Source organism: Bradyrhizobium sp. A11 (genome assembly GCF_042077125.1).
Classification (GTDB): Bacteria; Pseudomonadota; Alphaproteobacteria; order Rhizobiales; family Xanthobacteraceae; genus Bradyrhizobium; species Bradyrhizobium japonicum_B.
In genome coordinates, this window is sequence record NZ_CP149509.1 from 5,401,494 (window position 1) to 5,420,445 (window position 18,952).

Consider the following 18,952-nt stretch of genomic DNA (forward strand, 5'->3'; position numbering starts at 1 on the left):
TTCATCTCACTTATTCAGCCGCTTCAGCAAGCGGAATAGCTGAATGCTCATCGCTCCCATGCTGCGGCGCGGTAGGCCGTTCGGGGATACCTGCCTCGTCCAGGCTCTTCCTGAACCACAGGGCGTAGAGACCCGGCAGATACAGGAGCGTGAGGAAGGTCGCGACGAACAGGCCGCCCATGATGGTGATCGCCATCGGACCCCAGAACGCCGAGCGCGACAGCGGGATCATGGCGAGGATGGCGGCGAGCGCCGTCAGCACCACGGGCCGGGCGCGGCGGACGGTGGCCTCCACGATCGCCTCGCGCCGGGGCAGGCCGTGGGAGACGTCGGTCTCGATCTGGTCGACCAGGATGACCGTGTTGCGCATGATCATGCCGGCGAGCGCGATCAGGCCGAGCAGCGCCACGAAGCCGAACGGGGCGTTGGCGACGTTGAGGCCGAGCGAGGCGCCGACGATGCCGAGCGGCGCGGTCAGGAACACCAGGATCAGGCGCGAGAAGCTCTGCAGCTGGATCATCAGCAGCGTCAGCATCACCATGACCATCACCGGGAAGAGGATGAAGATCGAGGCGTTGCCCTTGGCGGATTCCTCGAAGGCGCCGCCCGGCTCGATCCGGTAGGCCGGCTCGAGGTGATCCATGATCGGCTTCAGCTTCGGCGTGATCTGGTTGGTGACATCGGGCGCCTGCACGCCGTCGACGACGTCGGAGCGCACGGTGATCGCCATGTCGCGGTTGCGCCGCCACATGATCGGCTCCTCGTGGGCGTACTCGATCTTGGCGATCTGCTGCAGCGGCACGGCGACGCCATTGCGCGAGGTGATGGTGAGGTCGCCAACGCCGCCGAGGTCGAGGCGCTCGGACGGGACCGCACGGGCGACCACGCCGACCTTCTCGATGCCGTCGCGCACGGTCGTGACCTGCGAGCCCGAGATCAGCATCGCCAGCGCCTGCGAGACGTCCTGCGGCGTCAGGCCCATGGCACGGGCGCGGTCCTGATCGACGACGAGCTTGAGGTAGGGCGACTGCTCGTTCCAGTCGAGCTGGACGTCCTTGACGCTCTTGTTCTGGCGCATGACGTCGCGGACCTGGTAGGCGATCTCACGCACCTTGTTGGCGTCGGGGCCGATCACGCGGAACTGGACGGGGAAACCGACCGGAGGACCGAAATTGAAGCGGTCGACGCGCACGCGCGCCTCGGACAGGAAGCCCTCGGCAGCCGCGTTCTCGATCTTGGCCTTGATGCGCTCGCGCGCCTCGACGCCCTTGGCGACGATGACGATCTCGGCGAAGGCCTCGTTCGGCAGCTGCGGGTTGAGGCCGAGCCAGAAGCGCGGCGAGCCCTGGCCGACATAGGACGTATAGGTCTCGATGTCCTTGTCGTCCTTGAGCAGCGTCTCGGCCTTCTTCACCGCTTTTTCGGTGACGTTGAAGGCGGTGCCCTCGGGCAGGCGCAGCTGGAAGAACAGCTCGGGCCGCTCCGACAGCGGAAAGAACTGCTGCTGGACCTGGCCGAAGCCGATGATGGAGGCGACGAAGACGCCGACGGTCGCTGCCACTACCGTGATGCGGTGGTTGACACACCATTTCACGATGGCGCGCAGGCCGCGGTACATGCGGGTCTCGTAGACCGCATGCGGATCGTGGTTGTGGTGCGCCTTCATCTCCGGCAGCAGCTTGACGCCGATATAGGGCGTGAAGATCACCGCCACGAACCAGGAGGCGACCAGCGCGATCGCCACGATCCAGAAGATGCTGCCGGCATATTCGCCGACCGCGGAATTGGCAAAGCCGATGGGGAGGAAGCCAGCGGCCGTGACCAGCGTTCCCGTGAGCATCGGAAACGCAGTAGATTCCCAGGCAAAGGATGCCGCACGCATGCGGTCCCAGCCCTGCTCCATCTTCACCACCATCATCTCGACCGCGATGATGGCGTCGTCGACGAGCAGTCCGAGCGCGATGATCAGGGCGCCCAGCGTGATGCGGTGCAGGTCGAGCGACATCGTGTTCATGACGATGAAGACGATGCCGAGCACCAGGGGCACCGACAGCGCGACCACGATGCCGGTGCGCCAGCCCAGCGCCAGGAACGAGACGAACAGCACGATGACGAGCGCTTCCATGAAGGAATGCACGAACTCGCCGACGGCATGCTCGACCACCTTGGGCTGGTCGGCGATCAGCTTGACGTCGATGCCCTGCGGCACCGCCTTCATGAAGTCGGCGGTCGCCTTCTCGACCTCCTTGCCGAGATCGAGGATGTTGGCACCCTTGGCGGTGACGACGCCGATGCCGATCGCCGCCTTGCCTTCCTGGCGGACGACGAAACTCGGCGGGTCGACATAGCCGTGGGTGACGTTGGCGATGTCCCCCAAGCGGAAGACGCGGCCGTTGCTCTCGACCGGCGTTTCGGCCACGGCCTTGGCACCGTCGAGCGCGCCGGTGACGCGCAGCGGCACGCGCTGCGAGGAGGTCTCGACCGTGCCGGCAGGGGTGACGTTGTTCTGCTTGGCGAGCGAATCGAACAGCGCCTGCGGCGTGATGCCGAGGGTGGCGAGCTTGGCGTGGCTGAACTCGACGAAGATGCGCTCGTCCTGGTTGCCGTAGACGTCGACCTTGGTCACCCCCGGCACCTTGAGCAGGCGCTGACGGAAGCCTTCCGAAACCTTCTTGAGCTGGGCGTAATCCGCGCCGTCACCGGTCATCATGTAGAGGATGGAATCGACGTCGGAGAACTCGTCGTTGACAACGGGGCCCAGAATGCCCGACGGCAGCTGGCCCTGCACGTCGACCAGCTTCTTGCGCAGGAGATAGAAGAGATAAGGCACTTCCTTCGGCGGGGTGTTGTCGCGGAAGGTGACCTGGAGCGCGGTGAAGGCGGGCTTGGAATAGGTCTGCACCTTCTCGAAATAGGGCAGCTCCTGGATCTTCTTCTCGATGGGATCGGCGACCTGCGTCTGCATCTCCTGCGCGGTCGCGCCCGGCCAGATCACGGAGACGTTGACCACCTTCACCGTGAAGAACGGATCTTCGGCGCGGCCGAGCTTCTCATAGGAGAAGAAGCCGGCGACGCCGAGAATGATCATCATGAAGAGAACCAGCGTCGGATGGCTGACGGCCCAGGCCGAAAGGTTGAAGCGCTTCATCGCTCTCTCCGAAAAGACGATCCAATTACCAAAGACACGACAGCCATCCCGTTCAAACCGTCGTCGCGAGGCAGCGAAGCAATCCAGGGGGCTGGGCAGGTTCTGGATCGCTTCGCCGCTTCAGCCTTTGCTTAGGGACAAAGGCCGAAACTCACCTGGCACGACGAAACTCAATTTCTCTTTGTCATTCCGGGGCGCCCATAGGGCGAACCCGGAATCTCGAGATTCCGGGCTCGGTGCTCCGCACCGCCCCGGAATGACAAACTAAAAACTCAATGACGACACGACCCGCACCCGCTGGCCCGGATCGAGCTTCTGCACGCCGAGGGCGACGATCTTGGCGCCCTCTTCCACGCCGCCGGTGATGACGACGTCGTTGCTCTCGTAGGACTTCACCGTCACCGGCTTCAGGGTGAGCGCGCCGTTGTCGTCGACGACGTAAAAGGACGGCTTGCCGCCTTCGTTGAACAGCGCCGACAGCGGCAGCCGCGCCACGCGCTCGGTCGCGGCGTCCGACAGCGTCAGCGTCGCGGTCATGCCGAGCGAGACCTTGTCGTCGGCCTCGGGCAGCGAGAACTTCGCAAGATAGGTGCGCGTGGCCGGATCGGCCGTCGGCGCGATCTCGCGCAGCTTGGCCGCGTACTTCTTGCCCGGCTCGGACCAAAGAGTGACGCTGGCGACGCCCGACTTGGCACGTCCAACCAGCGTCTCAGGGATCGCGACGACCGCTTCCTTCTCGGCAAAGCGGGCGACACGGATCGAAGCCTGGCCCGCGGCAACCACCTGGCCGGGCTCGATCAGCGTTGCGGTGACGACGCCACGGGCGTCGGCAACGAGCGTCGCGTAGGAAAGTGAGTTCTTGCTCAATTCGAGCGCGCGCTCGGCGCGGTTCAGGCGGGCGCGGGCTTCGTCCGCGGCGGCGCGGCTCGAATCCATCTGCGCGTCCGTGGTCCAGCCCTTGGCCTTCAGATCCTTGGCACGCTGCTCGGCGGCGGCGGCCTGGGCCAGCACGCCGGTGGCGGCGGTCTGCTCCGCCAGCGCCTGCTCGGCCTGCAGCTTCAAATCGACCTCGTCGAGGGTGGCGAGCGGCTGGCCGACCTCGACGGTCTGGCCGACCTCCACGAGGCGCTTGGCAACCTTGCCGGCAACGCGGAAGCCGAGATCGCTCTCGATCCGCGGCCTGACGGTGCCGACGAAGCTGCGCTCCGGGGTCTCGGCATCATAATGCGCGGTTGCGACCAGGACCGGCCGCGGCGGCTCGGCCTTCTCGGCAACGGTGTCATTGCACCCGGCCAGGGTCGCGGCCATCAGGGCCAGCGCCACGCCTGCCAACAGCCTGGAATAGCTCGATAAAACCAACCGGACGAACATCGAAGGACACTCCTGCATCTCGATTGGGAGGAATGTCGACTAATCACTGATGAAAGTCAATAATCATCAGTCTTCAGAAATGCGTGATCGTTAAGGGTGGTGAGGAGAGGTTGGAATGGTAACAGGGGAGGCGAAAGTCGCGCGCGCTCTCGTGCCCCGGGTTCGTGGTCTCTGGGTCCCGGCTCGGCGCTGCAACGCTTGTGCGTTGCAGCTTGTCCGGACACACCGAGCTTAGGGAAAGATGATGGGCACGGCGCGCGAAGAGCGCGCCTTTGCCTACCCCACGCAATTAGCCCCTCTACCGCCCCTGCCCGGCGAACTCGTGCTTGCTGTCATGGCCACCGACAAACACCAGGATGCCGGCGAGCAGCGGCAGCACGGCGAGCACGAGCAGGCCATTCGAAGTCTGGCCCGTCGCTTCCTTGACCCAGCCGATCAGATACGGCCCGCCGAAGCCAGCGAGGTTGCCGATCGAGTTGATCAGGGCGATGGCGCCGGCGGCCGCGGTGCCTGACAGCCAGGCGGTCGGCAGGGTCCAGAACACGCCGAAGCAGCAGAACACGCCGACCGCGGCGACGGTCAACACCACCATCGTCGCCGTGGGATCGGTGAGATAGGACGACACAGCGAGCGCGACCGCCGTCAGCAGCAGCGGCGCGCCGACATGCATGACGCGCTCGCGCGTCGCATCGGAGTGCCGCGCCCACAGGATCATGGCGATGGTGCCGAACAGGTACGGGATCGCGGTGACAAAACCGGTCTGCGCATTGGTCAGCCCGAACGCCTTGACGATCTGCGGCAGCCAGAACTGCATGCCATAGAGCGCCCCGACGAAGCCGAAATAGATCAGGCTGAGCGCGATCACCTTGGGCGAGGACAGCGCTTCGCCGAGCGAGACATGCTTCACCGCCTGCTTGGCCGCGATCTCCGCATCGAGCTTCGCCTTGAGCCAGGCCTTCTGCTCGGCCGACAGCCAGTCCGCCTTCTCCGGCCTGTCGGTGAGATAGAACCAGGTGACGATGCCGAGGAGCACCGAGGGGATGCCCTCGATGATGAACAGCCACTGCCAGCCCTTCAACCCCATCAGGCCGTCGAGTCCGAGCAAAAGGCCGGAGATCGGCGCACCGATTACGGTCGAGACCGGCACCGCGATGGCGAAAGCCGCCAGGAAGCGGGCGCGATATTCGGCCGGATACCAGTAGGTGAGATAGAGGATGATGCCGGGGAAGAAGCCGGCCTCGGCGACGCCGAGCAGGAAGCGCAGGACGTAGAAGCTCGTCACTCCGCTGACCATCGCCATCAGCGCCGAGATGATCCCCCAGGTCACCATGATGCGGGCGATCCAGCGGCTCGCGCCGAATTTCTCCAGCGCGAGGTTGCTGGGAACCTCGAAGATGAAATAGCCGATGAAGAAGATGCCGGCGCCCCAGGAGAAGATCAGCGGCGTGAATTTCAGGTCCGCGTTCATGGTCAAAGCGGCGAAGCCGAGATTGACGCGGTCGAGATAGGAGAAGAAGTAGGCCAGCACCAGAAAGGGAATCAGGCGCCAGGAAATGGCGCGGATCGTCGACGTTTCGATTTCGCTCTTGACGTTCTTGGCGCCGCCGGCGGAACCGGCATAGATGGTGGTCTGGCTCATGGCTTCCCCCTTGGTTGTTGCTTTTGTGGGTCGATGGGCGGTTTTGAGCATCGCGGGCGAAGAGTCAATGGAGCGAGCAATGCACGGGACGCAGCCGGATCAAGCCATTGCGCCGATGCAGAAGGTGATGATCCGCGCCGCTCTCGCGCTCATCATCATCGCCTGCGGGCTGTCGTTGCGCTGGTACGGCTTTCCGCTCGGCCTCCCCGCTTTCGTGGTGAAGTATGGCGGCTCGCTATTGTGGGCCACGATGGTGTTTCTGCTGGCCGGCGTTTTGCTGCCGCGACTCACGCGGACGCAGATTGCAGCGCTCACGGCGATCATCGCGATCGCCGTGGAATTCTCCCGCCTGGTGCATGCGCCGTGGCTCGACGCATTCCGCCTGACGACCGCCGGCGCCTTGTTGCTCGGCCGCATCTTCTCGCTCTGGAATCTGGCGGCGTATGCTGTGGGGATTGCGTTCGGCGTTTGGATCGATTGTTTCGTCGGGATGCGCGGTCTCGTTGGGTGGGCAAAGCGACTTGTCCGCCGTAGCTCGAAGAGCGAAGGCGAAAGCGTGCCCACCACAAGCAGATGGTGGGCACGGCGCTAACGCGCCTTTGCCCACCCCACGCGACCGATGCTTTGCAAATTCACTCCGAGAGCTGAAAACGCTCGAAGCGATCGAGCTCCTCCTCGATCCGCTGCTTCAGCGCCTTGCGGCCCGCCGTCTTCTTGCCCTGCCCGACCCAGGTCCATTTCTGCATCAGGAGCTTCTTGGCCTGCCGGTCGGTCTTGAGATCGAGCGCGGCGACGATCTCGTCGCCGACCAGCACGGGCAGCGCGAAATAGCCGAGCTTGCGCTTGGCCTTCGGCACATAGGCCTCGAACAGATGGTTGTAGCCGAAGATGAGATTGGTTCGCTTGCGCTGGATGATCAGGGGATCGAACGGCGAGAGGATATGGACCAGATCGGGCGAGACCGCCTCACTGCTCGGCTCGAGCGCGGCCGGCGCCGCCCAATGCTCCTGCTTGCCGGCGCCGTCGAGCGCGACCGGCACGAGCTCGCCGCGGCGGACGCGGGAAGCGATCAGGCCGGCCACCGCCTTCTTGCGCGGGGCGTCGAGGTGGCAGATCGAATCGAGGCTCACCACACCTTGCGACCGCAACGCGCGGTCGAGCAGATAGGTCGTGATCTCCCTTGTCGAGGCAGGCCTTGGCAGCGTGTCCCAGCCGAAATGGCGCGTCATCAGCTCGTAGGTCTTGAGCATGCCCTGCCGCTCGCTGATGGTGACGGCGCCGGTATAGAAGGCCAGCTGCAACGCCCGCTTGGAGGGCTTGCGGCTCTGCCACAGATGCTCCTTCTCGACGAGCACGTCATCCTCGATGTCGCGGATGGTCAGCGGACCGGCCCGCAGCAGCCGCATCACCTTGCGCATGTCGGCGGGCTTCACCGAGGCGAACCATTTGTGCCCCTCGCGCCGATGCTCGCGCATCGCCGGCAGGAAGAAACGGAAGTCGCCGGTCGGCACGTAGGAGAGCGCGTGGGTCCAATACTCGAACACGCTTCTGTCGGCGCTCTGGGCATGGCGCAGATCGGCGCGGCGATAGGACGGGATCCGGCTGAACAGAATGTGATGATGGCAGCGCTCGATGACGTTGATGGTGTCGATCTGCACATAGCCGAGATGAGCGACCGCATCCGCGACGGCCTGTGCTCCCTCGCCGAACGGAGTGCGCTCATCCAGCCGCTGGGCATGCAGCCAGATCTGCCGGGCCTGTCTCGTGGTGAGGGGATGGGGTTTGGGCGTGCGTGACATTGCAGAATGCAATGTAGCGAGATTCGCGCGCAGGCAAACAATCGAGGCGAAGAAAACCGCGCTGCCATCTACTGGCAGCGCGGCCGGTCAACGAACGCTCGACTATTTGGCGCTCATCTTCTGCATCTTCATGTAGTGCTTGCAGGCGCCGCGCATATTGGCTTTGCTCATCTCGGAGTTGGCCGAAGCCATTTCCTTCGCCATCGCCTGCTTGGCCGGCGAATCCACCGTTCCCATCGCGGTGATCGACTTGCCCATCGCTTCGCCCGTGCAGGGCTGCATCTTGGCTGCGAAAGCCGGCGATGCCGAAAACGCGGCGAGCAGAACGACCGAAAGCAAGATCTTCATCTAATGTCTCCTCCGTAGAGCGAACCGGCGCCATGCCGGTCAACACGATAGCCATTCTTTAGCGACAAGTTTGCAGGGAGAAGACATTTTCGTTGCTGCGCCGCAGCGCAAGCCCGCTGTCAGCGTGCGACTTTTGGGCGCTCCCCCCGCGGCTGCCGGTAGCGACCTCCGGCTCAGGCACATTGCCCGGTCCGGCGGGCCACTGCGGGAGTCCGTCTCCCGGCAAAGAGCCCGCGCCCTCAACGTGATTTCAATCATACCGGGCCTGCCGCGGTGTGAACCTGTCCCGCGGAGAATGCGACCACTGCTATTGGGACGATCGGCTCCGCTGCCGGAGGGTCCGCGAAACGTGCCGGTTCACCGCCCGACAGCCGGAAAATACGCGAGAACAGGCCTGGAAGCGCTGTCGGCCACCGTGACCAAGATCACATCCGGGGCTTTGAACCTGCCCTATGCTCGCAGCATCAAATCGCTATCAGGCGTAACAGCGAGGATACGACAATGACCCGTTTTGATAAATTCTTTGGACTGAAGGCGATTGCTCTTTCCGCAGCCCTGTCGATGACGACGGGCCTGGCTCTGGCCGGCGACAGCAATGTCTCCACCGACAAGATCCTGGATGCACTGAAGCCCAAGCCGGCAACCCGCGGCCTGTCCGTCGGTCCGCAGACCGACACGACCGCGCAAGCCAAGGAAGCGACCTTCCTGAACACGGTGCGCAACCGCTCGACCCGGTCGCTCTCGACGGGCGAGCGCGAGCAGATCGCAGAGCTCGCGGCGACCAAGCCGAAGATCGACCTGGAAATCCAGTTCGACTACAACTCGGCCGATATCGCCAAGACCTCGATGCCCTCGGTGCAGGCGCTCGGCAAGGCGCTGTCCGATCCGGCGCTGAAGGGCTCGACCTTCGTGGTCGCCGGCCACACCGACGCGACCGGCGGCGAACAGTACAATCAAGGCCTCTCCGAACGGCGCGCCGACACCATCAAGAAGTACCTGGTGCAGAACTACGGCCTCAACGGCAACGATCTCGTCACGGTCGGCTACGGCGAGACCAAGCTGAAGGATACCGCCAACGGCGCCGATCCGGTCAACCGCCGCGTCCAGGTCGTCAACATGGACACCAAGACCGCTTCGAAGTAACTCGCCATCATCGCGCGAAACACGCCGCCTGCCGCAACCCGGCGGGCGGCGATGTCATATCCAGCTCTGGAACAGCATCAGCCGGTTGAAGCTCCGCATCGAGGTGCCGATAAAGGCCGCCGAGATCGGCAGCATGATTGCAAAGCCGATCGCCGCAACGCCGACATAGGCCCACAGCAGCCAGCGCGGCTGGCCGCCCCGGCGCAGCACATAGACCAGGGCGAGCGAGGCCGCCGTGGCGGCCGGCAGATAGTAATAGATGAAGCCCAGCGTGCGCGGCAGCAACGCCCAGGCGAGCCACGGGCCGACATAGAACGCCGCGATCAGGAATGCATCCCAGCGGCGCTCGACGACGAAATCGCGCAGCACGACGACGAGCGCGAGCAAAGCCGGCCACAATACCAGCGGATTGCCGAGGAACACGACCGCGGAGACGTTGTCTTCCGCGATCTTGTCGAACAGGAACCAGACCGGCCGCGCCAGCAGCGGCCACGACGGCCACGAACTCATGTAGGTGTGCCCGGCAATCGCGGTCGTGGTGTTGTCGGTGAAGATCCGCCGCTGCGCCTCGATCAGCTCCGGCAAAGACATCCCGTAGAGCGGAACGAAAGCGGCAAGGTAGGCCACACCGGGCAAGACCGCGAAGCACAGCGCGACATGATGCAGCCGGAGGCCGGGCCAAAGGTCCGGTCGATACCAATCGTCCGGCTTGGCGTCGGCGAACAGCGTGCGCCAGCCCTGCATCAGGCGGATCACGGCGACGATGACGATGCAGACGCCGAGCGGAAACAGGCCGCTCCATTTGCAGGCCGCAGCAAGGCCGAACAGGCTGCCCGCGAGCGCGAACAGCGCCTGCGGTCGCTCTCGTTGAAATCCATGCATGAAGGCGGCCGTCGCGAGCAGACCGAAGCCGAGTGCAAAGATGTCGAGCATGGCGATGCGCGCCTGCACGTACAGCATCTGGTTCAGCCCCGCGATCAGCGCCGCGGCGATCGCGGGGCCTTGCGCCGAGAACAGCGCGAGGCCGCACAGATAGATCGCGACGATCGCCAATGCGCCGAACAATGTCGCGGGATAGCGCCAGCCAAGCGCGTTGTCGCCGAAAACCGCGATCGAGGCCGCGATCAGCTCCTTGGCCAGCGGCGGATGCATCGGATTGAGCATCGGCTGCGACATCGCCGGTGCCAGCATCTGCCGCGCCGCCGGCACATAATGCACCTCGTCGAAGACGAAATTTTCCGGCGTCGTCAGTCCGATCAACAGCGCGAGATGCGCGACCAGGAAAATCGCGACAGCAATGACTGCGCTCCGCGACATCTTTGGAACTACGGATGATTGAAGCGGCTGCTGAGGGGCTGTTTTGCGTGGCAAATTTGCGTCACCGCGGACAAAAATGAAAGCTTCGTTTTTCATTGAACGCATTCTGCCGCAACTGTCACTAAGCATGACGCACGTCCCGCGCCGCTTGTGATAATTCCGCCACATCACAAGCAAGCGCGATCCGGTACGATCAGGGACATATCGATCGGTTGCGAAATGAATTTGCGTTTCTGGCTTTTCTCCACCCTGTTGTCGGCCGCGTTGTGCGCGGGTCCTTGCGCGCTGGCGCAGACGCGCGTCGGCGAAGCCGTCGTGATCCAGAACGAGGTGGTGCGCGTCGCTGCGACCACCACGCCGATCAATGTCGGCGACAGCATGCTGCGCGATGAGACCGTGCGCACCGGCGCCGATAGCGCGGCGCGCTTCGTAATGGCCGACAGCACCAATCTGTCGCTCGGCCCCAGCGCCACGCTGAAGCTCGATCGCACCGTCTTCAACGACGAGCGCAGCTATCGCGACGTCGCGATCCGCATGACCACCGGCGCGTTCCGTTTCGTCACCGGACATTCCGATAAATCCGCCTACAAGATCACGACGCCGCTTGCGACCATCGGCGTGCGCGGCACCACGCTCGACATCCTCTCGCAGCGCGGACGCTCCGTCGTCGTGCTTCAGGACGGCGCAGCCAGCGTCTGCACGAGAAGCGGCCAGTGCGTGCAGCTCACCCAGCCCGGCGACACCGCGATCATCACATCGACCGGCGGCAAGGTCGGCATCACCAAGTCCAGCACGCCGCCCTGGACCTTCGCCGCCAACTGCGCCGCAAGTGCCGGGCTATGCGCGGTGAACCAATATGCCGGCGCCTCGCCGACCATCACGCCCGCCGTCCAGGACGACGGCATGCTGTGCGGGCGCTGACCATGGCAAGACAGAGCGTCAGCCGGATTATCCTCGCCTCCCTGCTGGCTGCAATCGCAGCCTTTGCGCTTGTCGTATTCGATGCCCGCCCGGCGGCTGCGCAAACGTCGGAGTGCGGGTCCGAATGCGGCGAGCCGGAGCCCAATCCGTCCCCGACCTCTTCTCCGTCGCCGTCCCCGTCCCCGACCTATTCCCCGTCACCCAATCCATCACCCACGCCGACGCCCTCCCCGTCGCCGAGCCCGGCTCCGTCACCGTCGCCGAGCCCTTATCCGCCGCCGTCCGGACCCACCGGCGCGGATTCCAGCGGCAATTCGATCGGCGGCCTCGCCAATCAGCGCTTCAACCAGATGATCACCAACCGGGTGCTCGGCACGGTGCTGCTCGGCGTCAACGAGCAGATCAATTGCGGCGACTGCGTCAGCGCGTTCGGTTCGGCCGGATCGTTCTCCGCCGGCATCCACGGCCGCAAGGCGCTGACCAACAATCTGTCGCTCCTCGCCGGCATCGCCTACACGCACTACGACGGGCGTGGCTACGAGATCACGAGCGCGCCGATTGGCGCATTCGCGCTGCGCTACGACTTCACCGATTGGGGTTCCTCGCGTCCGTTCTTCGACATCGGCACGATTCTGACGCCGTGGGAGAAGGCGCGCTACACGCGGAGCTACGATACCAGTCTCGGCCCGGTCAGCGTGACCAGTTCGACCAATGCTTCGAATTACGCCGTCTATGGTCGCGCCGGATGGATCAGTCGCCTCTCGCCGCGAGACGAGGTGGCGGCCTCGATCGAGGTCTGGCAGCTATGGCAGCGCGTGTCCGGCTACAGCGACGGTGCCGCGGCGTTCAATCCGTTCGACGCCAGCATCGCAACCGGGACGGACCGCACCAGCCTGGTCAAGATCGGCGGGCAGTGGACGCATCTGTTCGGCAGCAACATCGAGACCAACATCAATGGCGGCTGGGTGCAGTCGTTCGCCAGCCACAGCGGCATCGTGGCGACCGTGACCGGTCAGGGCACGGTGGTGCCGACCATTGGCAACCAGGGCTGGTTCGAATATGGCGGCCGCCTCGGCTTCCGCGTGCAGAAGGGCTGGATCGTGGATCTCTTCGCCAATGGCACGCTGGGCCCGCAGCCGGTCGGCAACACGGTCCATGGCGGCGTGGGGCTAAGGATCAATTACTAGCCCGGTCTCGTAGGGTGGGCAAAGCGAAGCGTGCCCACCAGCTCTCTCAGCCGGAGACAGATGGTGGGCACGGCGCAAAAGCGCCTTTGCCCACCCTACGACACTGATCGTGTGGCGAGAGCATTTGCCTACGCCGCTGACTTGCCCTCGAACGCGCGACGCAGTTCGTCGACATCCAGCTTCACCATCTTCATCATCGCCTGCACCGCGCGCGCCGCAGCGGCCTTGTCAGGACTGGAGAGAAACTCGAACATCACCTTCGGCACCACCTGCCAGGCCACGCCCCAGCGATCCCTGAGCCAACCGCACTGCTCCGCCTTGCCGCCATGCGCAAGGAACGCGTTCCAGACGCTGTCGACCTGGGCCTGGTCGTCGCAATGGATCATCAGCGAGATCGCGTGGGTGTATTCCATCTTCATGCCGCCATTGAGCGCGACCAGCGGCTGTCCGGCCACGGTGAACTCGACGACGAGCACGGAGCCTTCCTTGCCGGAGGGACCGTCAGCAACGTTGCGCTGAACGTGCGAGATCGCCGAATTCGGGACCAGCGAGACGTAGAATTTTGCAGCGTCCTCGGCATCGCCGTCGAACCACATGCAGGGCACGAGCTTGGACATGGTGAATGCTCCTCTTGAGGTCTACCGGTTTCGGCTCAGGCGTTCGCAAGGTCGGGCTGCAGAGGGGCGGCCGAAAGATCCATCCAGTTCACGCCCCACATGTGGCCGTCCGGATCCTCGAAGCTGCGGCCGTACATGAAGCTGTATTCGTCCTTGGGGCTGGGATCGGCCACCCCGCCCGCGGCCTCGGCCCTGCCGACGATATCGTCGACCTCGTTGCGGGTATCGGCGGACAGGCAGAACAGAGCCTGGTTCGAGGTCTTTGCGTCGGCGATCGGCTTGGGCGTGAACTGACGGAATTTGTCGTGGGTCGTCAGCATCGCGTAGATGGTCTCGGAAAAGACCATGAAGCTCGCCGTGTCGTCGCTGAATTGCGGATTCCGGGTTGCCCCGATCGCCTCGTAGAAGGCGGTCGCGCGCTCGAGGTCGGTCACGGGCAGATTGAGGAAGATCATCCTGGGCATCGGAAGCTCCTTGGGCGGGGTTCTGCCCAAGGACGGATGGGCCGACGGCCATCCGACAGCGCTTCCGGATATTTTTTAAGGCCTCCTGCCGCTTCGGCCGCATAGAACCGGCAGGCTGACCCTCAGGCTATTTCTTCTCGTTCGGATCCCGATGCACCGGATCGATCCACAGCACGGTCTCGGGCTTCTCGACCGGCTCGATGTCGAGGTTGATCGCCACGGCCTCGCCGTCGCTGCGCACCAGCACGCATTCCAGCACCTCATCCGGGCTGGCATTGATCTCCTGATGGGGCACGTAAGGCGGGACGAAGATGAAATCGCCAGGGCCGGCTTCCGCCGTGAATTGCAGGCTCTCACCCCAGCGCATCCGCGCCTTGCCTTTCACGACGTAGATGACACTTTCGAGATGGCCGTGGTGATGTGCGCCGGTCTTGGCATCGGGCTTGATGCTGACCGTGCCCGCCCACAATTTCTGCGCACCGACGCGCGCGAAATTGATTGCGGCCGCACGATCCATGCCGGCCGTGGACGGCACGTTGGTATCGAGCTGGTTGCCGGGAATGACGCGCACGCCGTCATGTTTCCAGCGATCATCATGATGATCGTGATCATGGTGGGAGTGCGAGTGGTCATGGCCGGTCATGGGACTTGCTTTCTGTTGGTTCCGTAGGCGGCAAACTAACCCGAAGCTTCGCCTGCGAGCCATAACAAAATTGGAACCCTCATAGCTTCGGGACGTTGCCCTACGAGCAAAATGAAAAGGAGAGTTTCATGGGCAGCACGACCGACAAGATCAAGGGTAACGCCAACGAGGCGATCGGCAAGGCCAAGCAGGGTATCGGCGAAGCCACCGGTTCCGACCGCCTGAAGGGCGAAGGCGTGGTCCAGGAAGTGAAGGGCAAGGGCCAGCAGGCCATGGGCGATGCCAAGGACGCCGCCAAGGATGCGATTGATCGCGCCGCGGGAGCCGCAAAGCGCGCGGCCGAGTGACGCGCGGCAATCTGAATGCGAGAAGACCGGCCGAAAGGCCGGTCTTTTTGTTTCGACTGCTCTCTACGTCATGGCCGGGCTTGTCCCGGCCATCCACGTCTTTGGCATGCGGTTCGAAGAACGTGGATGCCCGGGACAAGCCCGGGCATGACGACGTCCGGCTGCGCCGTCACTTTACCGCGAGCAATTCCACGTCGAACATCAATGTCGCGTTCGGCGGGATCACGCCGCCAGCGCCGCGCGCGCCGTAGCCGAGCTGCGGCGGGATGATCAGCGTACGCTTGCCGCCGACCTTCATGGAAGCAACACCCTCGTCCCAGCCGGCGATGACGCGGCCTTTGCCGATCGGGAATTCGAACGGCTCCTTGCGGTCGACGGAGCTGTCGAATTTCTTGCCCTTCTGGCCGTTCTCATAGAGCCAGCCGGTATAGTGCATCACGCAGATCTGGCCGGTCTGCGGCGAGGCACCGGTGCCGACGGTGGAATCGATGATCTGCAAGCCTGAAGCTGTGGTCATGGTCTTTCCTGCGGTCTGGGCCGAGGCCGTGGTGGAAACGAAATGCGACACGCTGGCGATCACGGTGATCGCGAGCGCCGACATCAGGGTGAGGAGCGCGCGCTGGAAACGCTGCATAAGGCACCTTCCGTTTGAGGCGGAAGGTGTCTAGCGCAACGCGGGTGGGGTTTCCACCCCTCACACCTCGATATTTTCCAGCCGGACCGGGAGCTTGCGGATGCGCTGGCCCGTAGCGTGGTAGATCGCATTGCAGATCGCCGCATTGGTGCCGACATTGCCGAGCTCGCCGACCCCTTTCACGCCGACGGGATTGATGCGGTCATCCTGCTCGGACAGCAGAATGACCTCGACGTCGGCGACGTCCGCATTCACGGGCACGAGGTAATCGGCGAGATTATCGTTGACGTAGCGCGCATTGCGCTCGTCGATCTCGGTTGCCTCCAGCAAAGCCGAGGACATGCCCCAGATCAGTCCGCCCATCAGCTGGCTGCGCGCGGTGCGCGGGTTCATGATGCGGCCCGCGGCGAAAGCGCCGACCAGGCGGGGGCAGCGGATCTCATGCGTGAAGCGATTGACGCGGACCTCGACGAACTCCGCGCCGAACGCATAGGCGATCTGGTCCTTCATCTGGTGACCACCCACGAGCCGCACCTGTCCGCTATGCATGGCGCGGAAGGAATCCGGCGGCGCGCCTTCGGGCTTCCACTCGCCATATTCCTCGACCACGCCGACCCCGAGGGCGTCGAATGCCTTCTCCAGATCCAGTGGCTGGTCGCCCTTCGCGGCCTGCGTGGCCGGTGTCTGGCCGATGCCCACGGTTTCCCTGGCCTTGTCCGTCAGGCTTTGGCCCGGCATCACCGCCTTGAACAGGCGCTGCCGGATCTGGTCGCACACCATCGTCACCACCGAGCAGGTGCTGGCCGTGGAGTTCGAGCCTCCGGCAACGGGCGCCGGCGGCAGATCGCTGTCGCCGATGAAGACCGCGACCTTCTCCAGCGGCAGGCCGAGCCTTTCGGCCGCGGTCTGGGCAATGACGGTGTAGGCGCCCGTGCCGATCTCGTGGCCGGCGATCTCGACCCGGGTGCGGCCGTCGCGCTGCAGACGCACGCGTGCTGCTGCGGGCCCCATCTGCGCCGGATAGCAGGTTGCGGCACAGCCATAGCCGATCAGCCAGTCGCCGTCCGACATCGATTTGGGCTGAAGCGAGCGCTGCGCCCAGCCGAACGCTTTCGCGGCCTCGTCGAAGCAGGCCATCAGCGAGCGCGAGGTGTAGGGCTTGCCGCCGATGGGCTCGTTGGTGGCGTCGTTGATACGGCGAAGTTCGACCGGATCCATGTTCAGCTGGACCGCGAGCTCGTCCATCGCGCTTTCCAGCGCGAACAGATACGGCACCTCCGGCGGCGAGCGCATGAAGCCGGGCGTGTTGCGGTCGGCCCGCACGATCGAGACCAGGCTGTCGACATTCGGGCAGGCATAGAGGCGCGTCGTCGTCTTGGTGCCGCCGACGCAATAGGCGTCGGGGCGCGAAGACACCTCGGCGCCCTCATGCCTGAGCGCGACCAGCTTGCCGTCAGGGCGCGCGCCAAGCTTGATCTCATGACGGGTCTCGGCACGGTAGGTGGTGATGGTGAAGCCCTGATCGCGGGTCGGGACCAGCTTGACCGGCCGGTTCAGCCGCTTGGCGATGCCGGCGATGATGGCGGTACGCGGCGTCATGGAGCCGCGCGCACCGAAGCCGCCGCCGACATAGGGGTTGACCACCCGCACCTTGTCGGCGTCGATACCGAGCTGCTCGGCCACGCCATACTTCAGGCCGTAGACGAACTGGCTCGGCTCGTAGATGACGAGCTCCTCGCCCATCCAGGCGCAGCTCGTCGAGAACAGCTCCATCGGGTTGTGATGCTGCGTCGGCGTCTCGTAGGAGGCGGTCAGCTTGACCTCGGCCTCGTCGAAAGCCTTGGCGAAATCGCCGACTTTCGGGTCTTCCTTGAACTGGGCATTCTGCCCCTTCGCAGCCGCCGCCGTCGTTCCCGGCGAGTCGAAGGTCGCGCTTGGCGTGGTCGCGGTGTAGCTGACCTTGACGCGGTTGGCGGCCTCGCGCGCCGCCTCGTAGGTCTCGGCAACGACGACCGCGATGATCTGGCCGTCATGGGCGATCTCGGCGAATTTGAGCGGCTGGATCGTCGTTCCTGCATAGCCGCCGTTGCTGAAGAGCTTGGAATCCTTCAGCTTCGGTGCGTTCTCGTGGGTAACGATATCGATCACGCCGCGGACACGCCTGGCTTCATCGAGATCGAAGCCGTCGATCCGCCCCTTGGCGATGGCGCTGGTGACGAGGAAGGCATAGGCGGGGTCGGAGAGCGGCATGTCGGACGCATAGGTTGCGCGTCCCGTCACCTTTACGACCGCGTCGTAGCGCGGCACAGGCTGGCCCATGTTCGTCTTCGGCTCGGGAGCAGCAGCGGTCATGATCAGATCTCCATCGTTGCGGCCTGCTGGAGCGCACGTGCCACGACGCGCTTGCCGAGCGCGATCTTGAAGCTGTTGTGCCGCCGCCCCTTGGCGTCCGCGAAGGCGGCATCGGCAACACGCCGCGCCAGGCCGTCATCGAATTTCTGTCCTTTCAACAGCGCCTCCGCCTCGCGCGCCCGCCAGGGCACGGTGGCGACACCGCCGAGCGCAACGCGCGCATCGCGGATCATGCCGTTCTGCACGTCAAGGGCGACCGCAGCAGAGGACAGCGCAAACTCGTAGGACTGCCGGTCGCGCGCCTTGAGATAGACCGAACGGGGCCAACGTCCGGAAATGGAGAACGCCGAGATCAGCTCACCCGGTTGCAGCGTGGTCTCGATCTCGGGGGTGGTGCCGGGCGCCTTGTGCAACTGGGCAAACGGCAGGCTGCGGGCACCGGATTTTCCGGTGATTTCGACAGTTGCATCCAGAGCCATCAGCGCCTGCGCGAAATCGCCGGGATAGGTCGCGATGCACTGGTCGGAGACGCCGAGCACCGCGTGCATGCGGTTGACGCCGTCCATGGCGGCGCAGCCCGAGCCAGGATTGCGCTTGTTGCAGTGGTCGTAGGACACGTCGCGGAAATAGCTGCAACGCGTTCGCTGCATCACGTTGCCGCCGAGCGTCGCCATGTTGCGCAGCTGGGCGCTGGCGGCGAGCTTCAGTGAATTGGCGATCACCGGATAGCTGCGCTGGATTTCGTCATGCGCGGCCACGTCCGACATCTTCGCGAGCGCGCCGAGGCGCACGCCATCGCCCTTGGGCTCGATTGCCGACCAGCTACGAGCGAGCGGATTGATGTCGACGATCGCGGCGGGACGCATTACGTCGAGCTTCATCAAATCGATCAGCGTGGTGCCGCCGGCGAGCGGCTGCGCGCGGGCTTGGGTCAGCGGATCGTTCGCGGCCGCAGCGGCGCCGAGCGCCCGCACGGCCATGTCGGGGTCTGTTGCCCTCTGGTACACAAACGGTCGCATGCG

General features: G+C 64.5%; 17 protein-coding genes. 5 read left to right on the forward strand and 12 right to left on the reverse strand.

Annotated elements, in window-relative coordinates; all coding sequences use genetic code 11:
• Positions 1 to 10 precede the first annotated feature (10 nt).
• From WI560_RS25415 to WI560_RS25425, 3 genes are all read right to left on the reverse strand, one after another.
• Complete coding sequence (locus WI560_RS25415; RefSeq protein WP_375305379.1) at positions 11 to 3,148, reverse strand: efflux RND transporter permease subunit; 3,138 nt, start codon at positions 3,146 to 3,148, stop codon at positions 11 to 13.
• A 264-nt stretch (positions 3,149 to 3,412) separates the two neighbouring features.
• On the reverse strand, positions 3,413 to 4,519 hold the full coding sequence (locus WI560_RS25420; protein WP_375305380.1) for an efflux RND transporter periplasmic adaptor subunit: 1,107 nt from the start codon (positions 4,517 to 4,519) through the stop codon (positions 3,413 to 3,415).
• 298 nt (positions 4,520 to 4,817) lie between these two features.
• Positions 4,818 to 6,158, reverse strand: a complete 1,341-nt coding sequence (locus tag WI560_RS25425) for an MFS transporter (protein ID WP_375305381.1) — start codon at positions 6,156 to 6,158, stop codon at positions 4,818 to 4,820.
• Positions 6,159 to 6,237: 79 nt separating this feature from the next.
• Between WI560_RS25425 and WI560_RS25430 the strand changes: the two genes are divergently transcribed.
• Positions 6,238 to 6,750 (forward strand): DUF2809 domain-containing protein, encoded by a 513-nt coding sequence (locus WI560_RS25430; RefSeq protein WP_375308907.1) that lies wholly within the window; start codon positions 6,238 to 6,240, stop codon positions 6,748 to 6,750.
• A 40-nt stretch (positions 6,751 to 6,790) separates the two neighbouring features.
• Here the strand turns inward: WI560_RS25430 and WI560_RS25435 are convergent, their stop codons facing one another.
• Both WI560_RS25435 and WI560_RS25440 read right to left on the reverse strand, forming a co-directional pair.
• A complete protein-coding gene (locus WI560_RS25435) occupies positions 6,791 to 7,957 on the reverse strand; it encodes a winged helix-turn-helix domain-containing protein (protein WP_375305382.1) in 1,167 nt (388 codons plus the stop codon).
• 102 nt (positions 7,958 to 8,059) lie between these two features.
• Positions 8,060 to 8,305: a hypothetical protein gene (locus WI560_RS25440; RefSeq protein ID WP_028134798.1), complete on the reverse strand. Its 246-nt coding sequence runs from the start codon at positions 8,303 to 8,305 to the stop codon at positions 8,060 to 8,062.
• Between the two features lie 501 nt (positions 8,306 to 8,806).
• On the opposite strand from WI560_RS25440, the gene WI560_RS25445 reads away from it, so the two are divergent.
• Positions 8,807 to 9,448, forward strand: coding sequence for an OmpA family protein (locus tag WI560_RS25445; protein WP_375305383.1), 642 nt, complete (start codon positions 8,807 to 8,809; stop codon positions 9,446 to 9,448).
• A 54-nt stretch (positions 9,449 to 9,502) separates the two neighbouring features.
• On the opposite strand, the gene WI560_RS25450 is transcribed toward WI560_RS25445, so the two are convergent.
• Positions 9,503 to 10,933, reverse strand: a complete 1,431-nt coding sequence (locus tag WI560_RS25450; RefSeq protein ID WP_375305384.1) for a phospholipid carrier-dependent glycosyltransferase — start codon at positions 10,931 to 10,933, stop codon at positions 9,503 to 9,505.
• Positions 10,934 to 10,984: 51 nt separating this feature from the next.
• Here WI560_RS25450 and WI560_RS25455 point away from each other — a divergent pair, with 51 nt between their 5' ends.
• Positions 10,985 to 11,686, forward strand: a complete 702-nt coding sequence (locus tag WI560_RS25455; RefSeq protein WP_375305385.1) for a FecR domain-containing protein — start codon at positions 10,985 to 10,987, stop codon at positions 11,684 to 11,686.
• Positions 11,687 to 11,688: 2 nt separating this feature from the next.
• Positions 11,689 to 12,873 carry a hypothetical protein gene (locus WI560_RS25460; protein WP_375305386.1) on the forward strand — a complete coding sequence of 395 codons (1,185 nt, stop codon included), beginning with the start codon at positions 11,689 to 11,691 and terminating at the stop codon, positions 12,871 to 12,873.
• 128 nt (positions 12,874 to 13,001) lie between these two features.
• Here the strand turns inward: WI560_RS25460 and WI560_RS25465 are convergent, their stop codons facing one another.
• The 3 genes from WI560_RS25465 to WI560_RS25475 all read right to left on the reverse strand — a co-directional run bounded on the left by WI560_RS25465 (position 13,002) and on the right by WI560_RS25475 (position 14,597).
• A complete protein-coding gene (locus WI560_RS25465) occupies positions 13,002 to 13,490 on the reverse strand; it encodes a VOC family protein (RefSeq protein WP_375305387.1) in 489 nt (162 codons plus the stop codon).
• Positions 13,491 to 13,525: 35 nt separating this feature from the next.
• Complete coding sequence (locus WI560_RS25470) at positions 13,526 to 13,954, reverse strand: VOC family protein (RefSeq protein ID WP_375305388.1); 429 nt, start codon at positions 13,952 to 13,954, stop codon at positions 13,526 to 13,528.
• 127 nt (positions 13,955 to 14,081) lie between these two features.
• On the reverse strand, positions 14,082 to 14,597 hold the full coding sequence (locus WI560_RS25475) for a cupin domain-containing protein (protein WP_028134790.1): 516 nt from the start codon (positions 14,595 to 14,597) through the stop codon (positions 14,082 to 14,084).
• A 128-nt stretch (positions 14,598 to 14,725) separates the two neighbouring features.
• Between WI560_RS25475 and WI560_RS25480 the strand changes: the two genes are divergently transcribed.
• The gene (locus WI560_RS25480) at positions 14,726 to 14,944 is read left to right on the forward strand and encodes a CsbD family protein (protein WP_375305389.1); all 219 of its coding nucleotides are present in this window, start codon (positions 14,726 to 14,728) and stop codon (positions 14,942 to 14,944) included.
• Positions 14,945 to 15,113: 169 nt separating this feature from the next.
• Here WI560_RS25480 and WI560_RS25485 read toward each other — a convergent pair whose 3' ends face one another.
• The 3 genes from WI560_RS25485 to WI560_RS25495 are packed head-to-tail and all read right to left on the reverse strand — an operon-like array spanning position 15,114 to position 18,949.
• The gene (locus WI560_RS25485; protein ID WP_375305390.1) at positions 15,114 to 15,578 is read right to left on the reverse strand and encodes an FKBP-type peptidyl-prolyl cis-trans isomerase; all 465 of its coding nucleotides are present in this window, start codon (positions 15,576 to 15,578) and stop codon (positions 15,114 to 15,116) included.
• A 60-nt stretch (positions 15,579 to 15,638) separates the two neighbouring features.
• Complete coding sequence (locus tag WI560_RS25490) at positions 15,639 to 17,930, reverse strand: xanthine dehydrogenase family protein molybdopterin-binding subunit (RefSeq protein ID WP_375305391.1); 2,292 nt, start codon at positions 17,928 to 17,930, stop codon at positions 15,639 to 15,641.
• A gap of 2 nt (positions 17,931 to 17,932) precedes the next feature.
• Positions 17,933 to 18,949, reverse strand: coding sequence for an FAD binding domain-containing protein (locus WI560_RS25495; protein WP_375305392.1), 1,017 nt, complete (start codon positions 18,947 to 18,949; stop codon positions 17,933 to 17,935).
• Between the last annotated feature and the right edge of the window lie 3 nt (positions 18,950 to 18,952).

Excerpts from the sequence above, each read along its gene's own strand:
- WI560_RS25415 (WP_375305379.1), bottom strand. The coding sequence starts at position 3,148 with ATGAAGCGCTTCAACCTTTCGGCCTGGGCCGTCAGCCATCCGACGCTG.
- WI560_RS25420 (WP_375305380.1), bottom strand. The coding sequence starts at position 4,519 with ATGTTCGTCCGGTTGGTTTTATCGAGCTATTCCAGGCTGTTGGCAGGC.
- WI560_RS25425 (WP_375305381.1), bottom strand. The coding sequence starts at position 6,158 with ATGAGCCAGACCACCATCTATGCCGGTTCCGCCGGCGGCGCCAAGAAC.
- WI560_RS25430 (WP_375308907.1), top strand. The coding sequence starts at position 6,238 with ATGCACGGGACGCAGCCGGATCAAGCCATTGCGCCGATGCAGAAGGTG.
- WI560_RS25435 (WP_375305382.1), bottom strand. The coding sequence starts at position 7,957 with ATGTCACGCACGCCCAAACCCCATCCCCTCACCACGAGACAGGCCCGG.
- WI560_RS25440 (WP_028134798.1), bottom strand. The coding sequence starts at position 8,305 with ATGAAGATCTTGCTTTCGGTCGTTCTGCTCGCCGCGTTTTCGGCATCG.
- WI560_RS25445 (WP_375305383.1), top strand. The coding sequence starts at position 8,807 with ATGACCCGTTTTGATAAATTCTTTGGACTGAAGGCGATTGCTCTTTCC.
- WI560_RS25450 (WP_375305384.1), bottom strand. The coding sequence starts at position 10,933 with ATGTGGCGGAATTATCACAAGCGGCGCGGGACGTGCGTCATGCTTAGT.
- WI560_RS25455 (WP_375305385.1), top strand. The coding sequence starts at position 10,985 with ATGAATTTGCGTTTCTGGCTTTTCTCCACCCTGTTGTCGGCCGCGTTG.
- WI560_RS25460 (WP_375305386.1), top strand. The coding sequence starts at position 11,689 with ATGGCAAGACAGAGCGTCAGCCGGATTATCCTCGCCTCCCTGCTGGCT.
- WI560_RS25465 (WP_375305387.1), bottom strand. The coding sequence starts at position 13,490 with ATGTCCAAGCTCGTGCCCTGCATGTGGTTCGACGGCGATGCCGAGGAC.
- WI560_RS25470 (WP_375305388.1), bottom strand. The coding sequence starts at position 13,954 with ATGCCCAGGATGATCTTCCTCAATCTGCCCGTGACCGACCTCGAGCGC.
- WI560_RS25475 (WP_028134790.1), bottom strand. The coding sequence starts at position 14,597 with ATGACCGGCCATGACCACTCGCACTCCCACCATGATCACGATCATCAT.
- WI560_RS25480 (WP_375305389.1), top strand. The coding sequence starts at position 14,726 with ATGGGCAGCACGACCGACAAGATCAAGGGTAACGCCAACGAGGCGATC.
- WI560_RS25485 (WP_375305390.1), bottom strand. The coding sequence starts at position 15,578 with ATGCAGCGTTTCCAGCGCGCGCTCCTCACCCTGATGTCGGCGCTCGCG.
- WI560_RS25490 (WP_375305391.1), bottom strand. The coding sequence starts at position 17,930 with ATGACCGCTGCTGCTCCCGAGCCGAAGACGAACATGGGCCAGCCTGTG.
- WI560_RS25495 (WP_375305392.1), bottom strand. The coding sequence starts at position 18,949 with ATGCGACCGTTTGTGTACCAGAGGGCAACAGACCCCGACATGGCCGTG.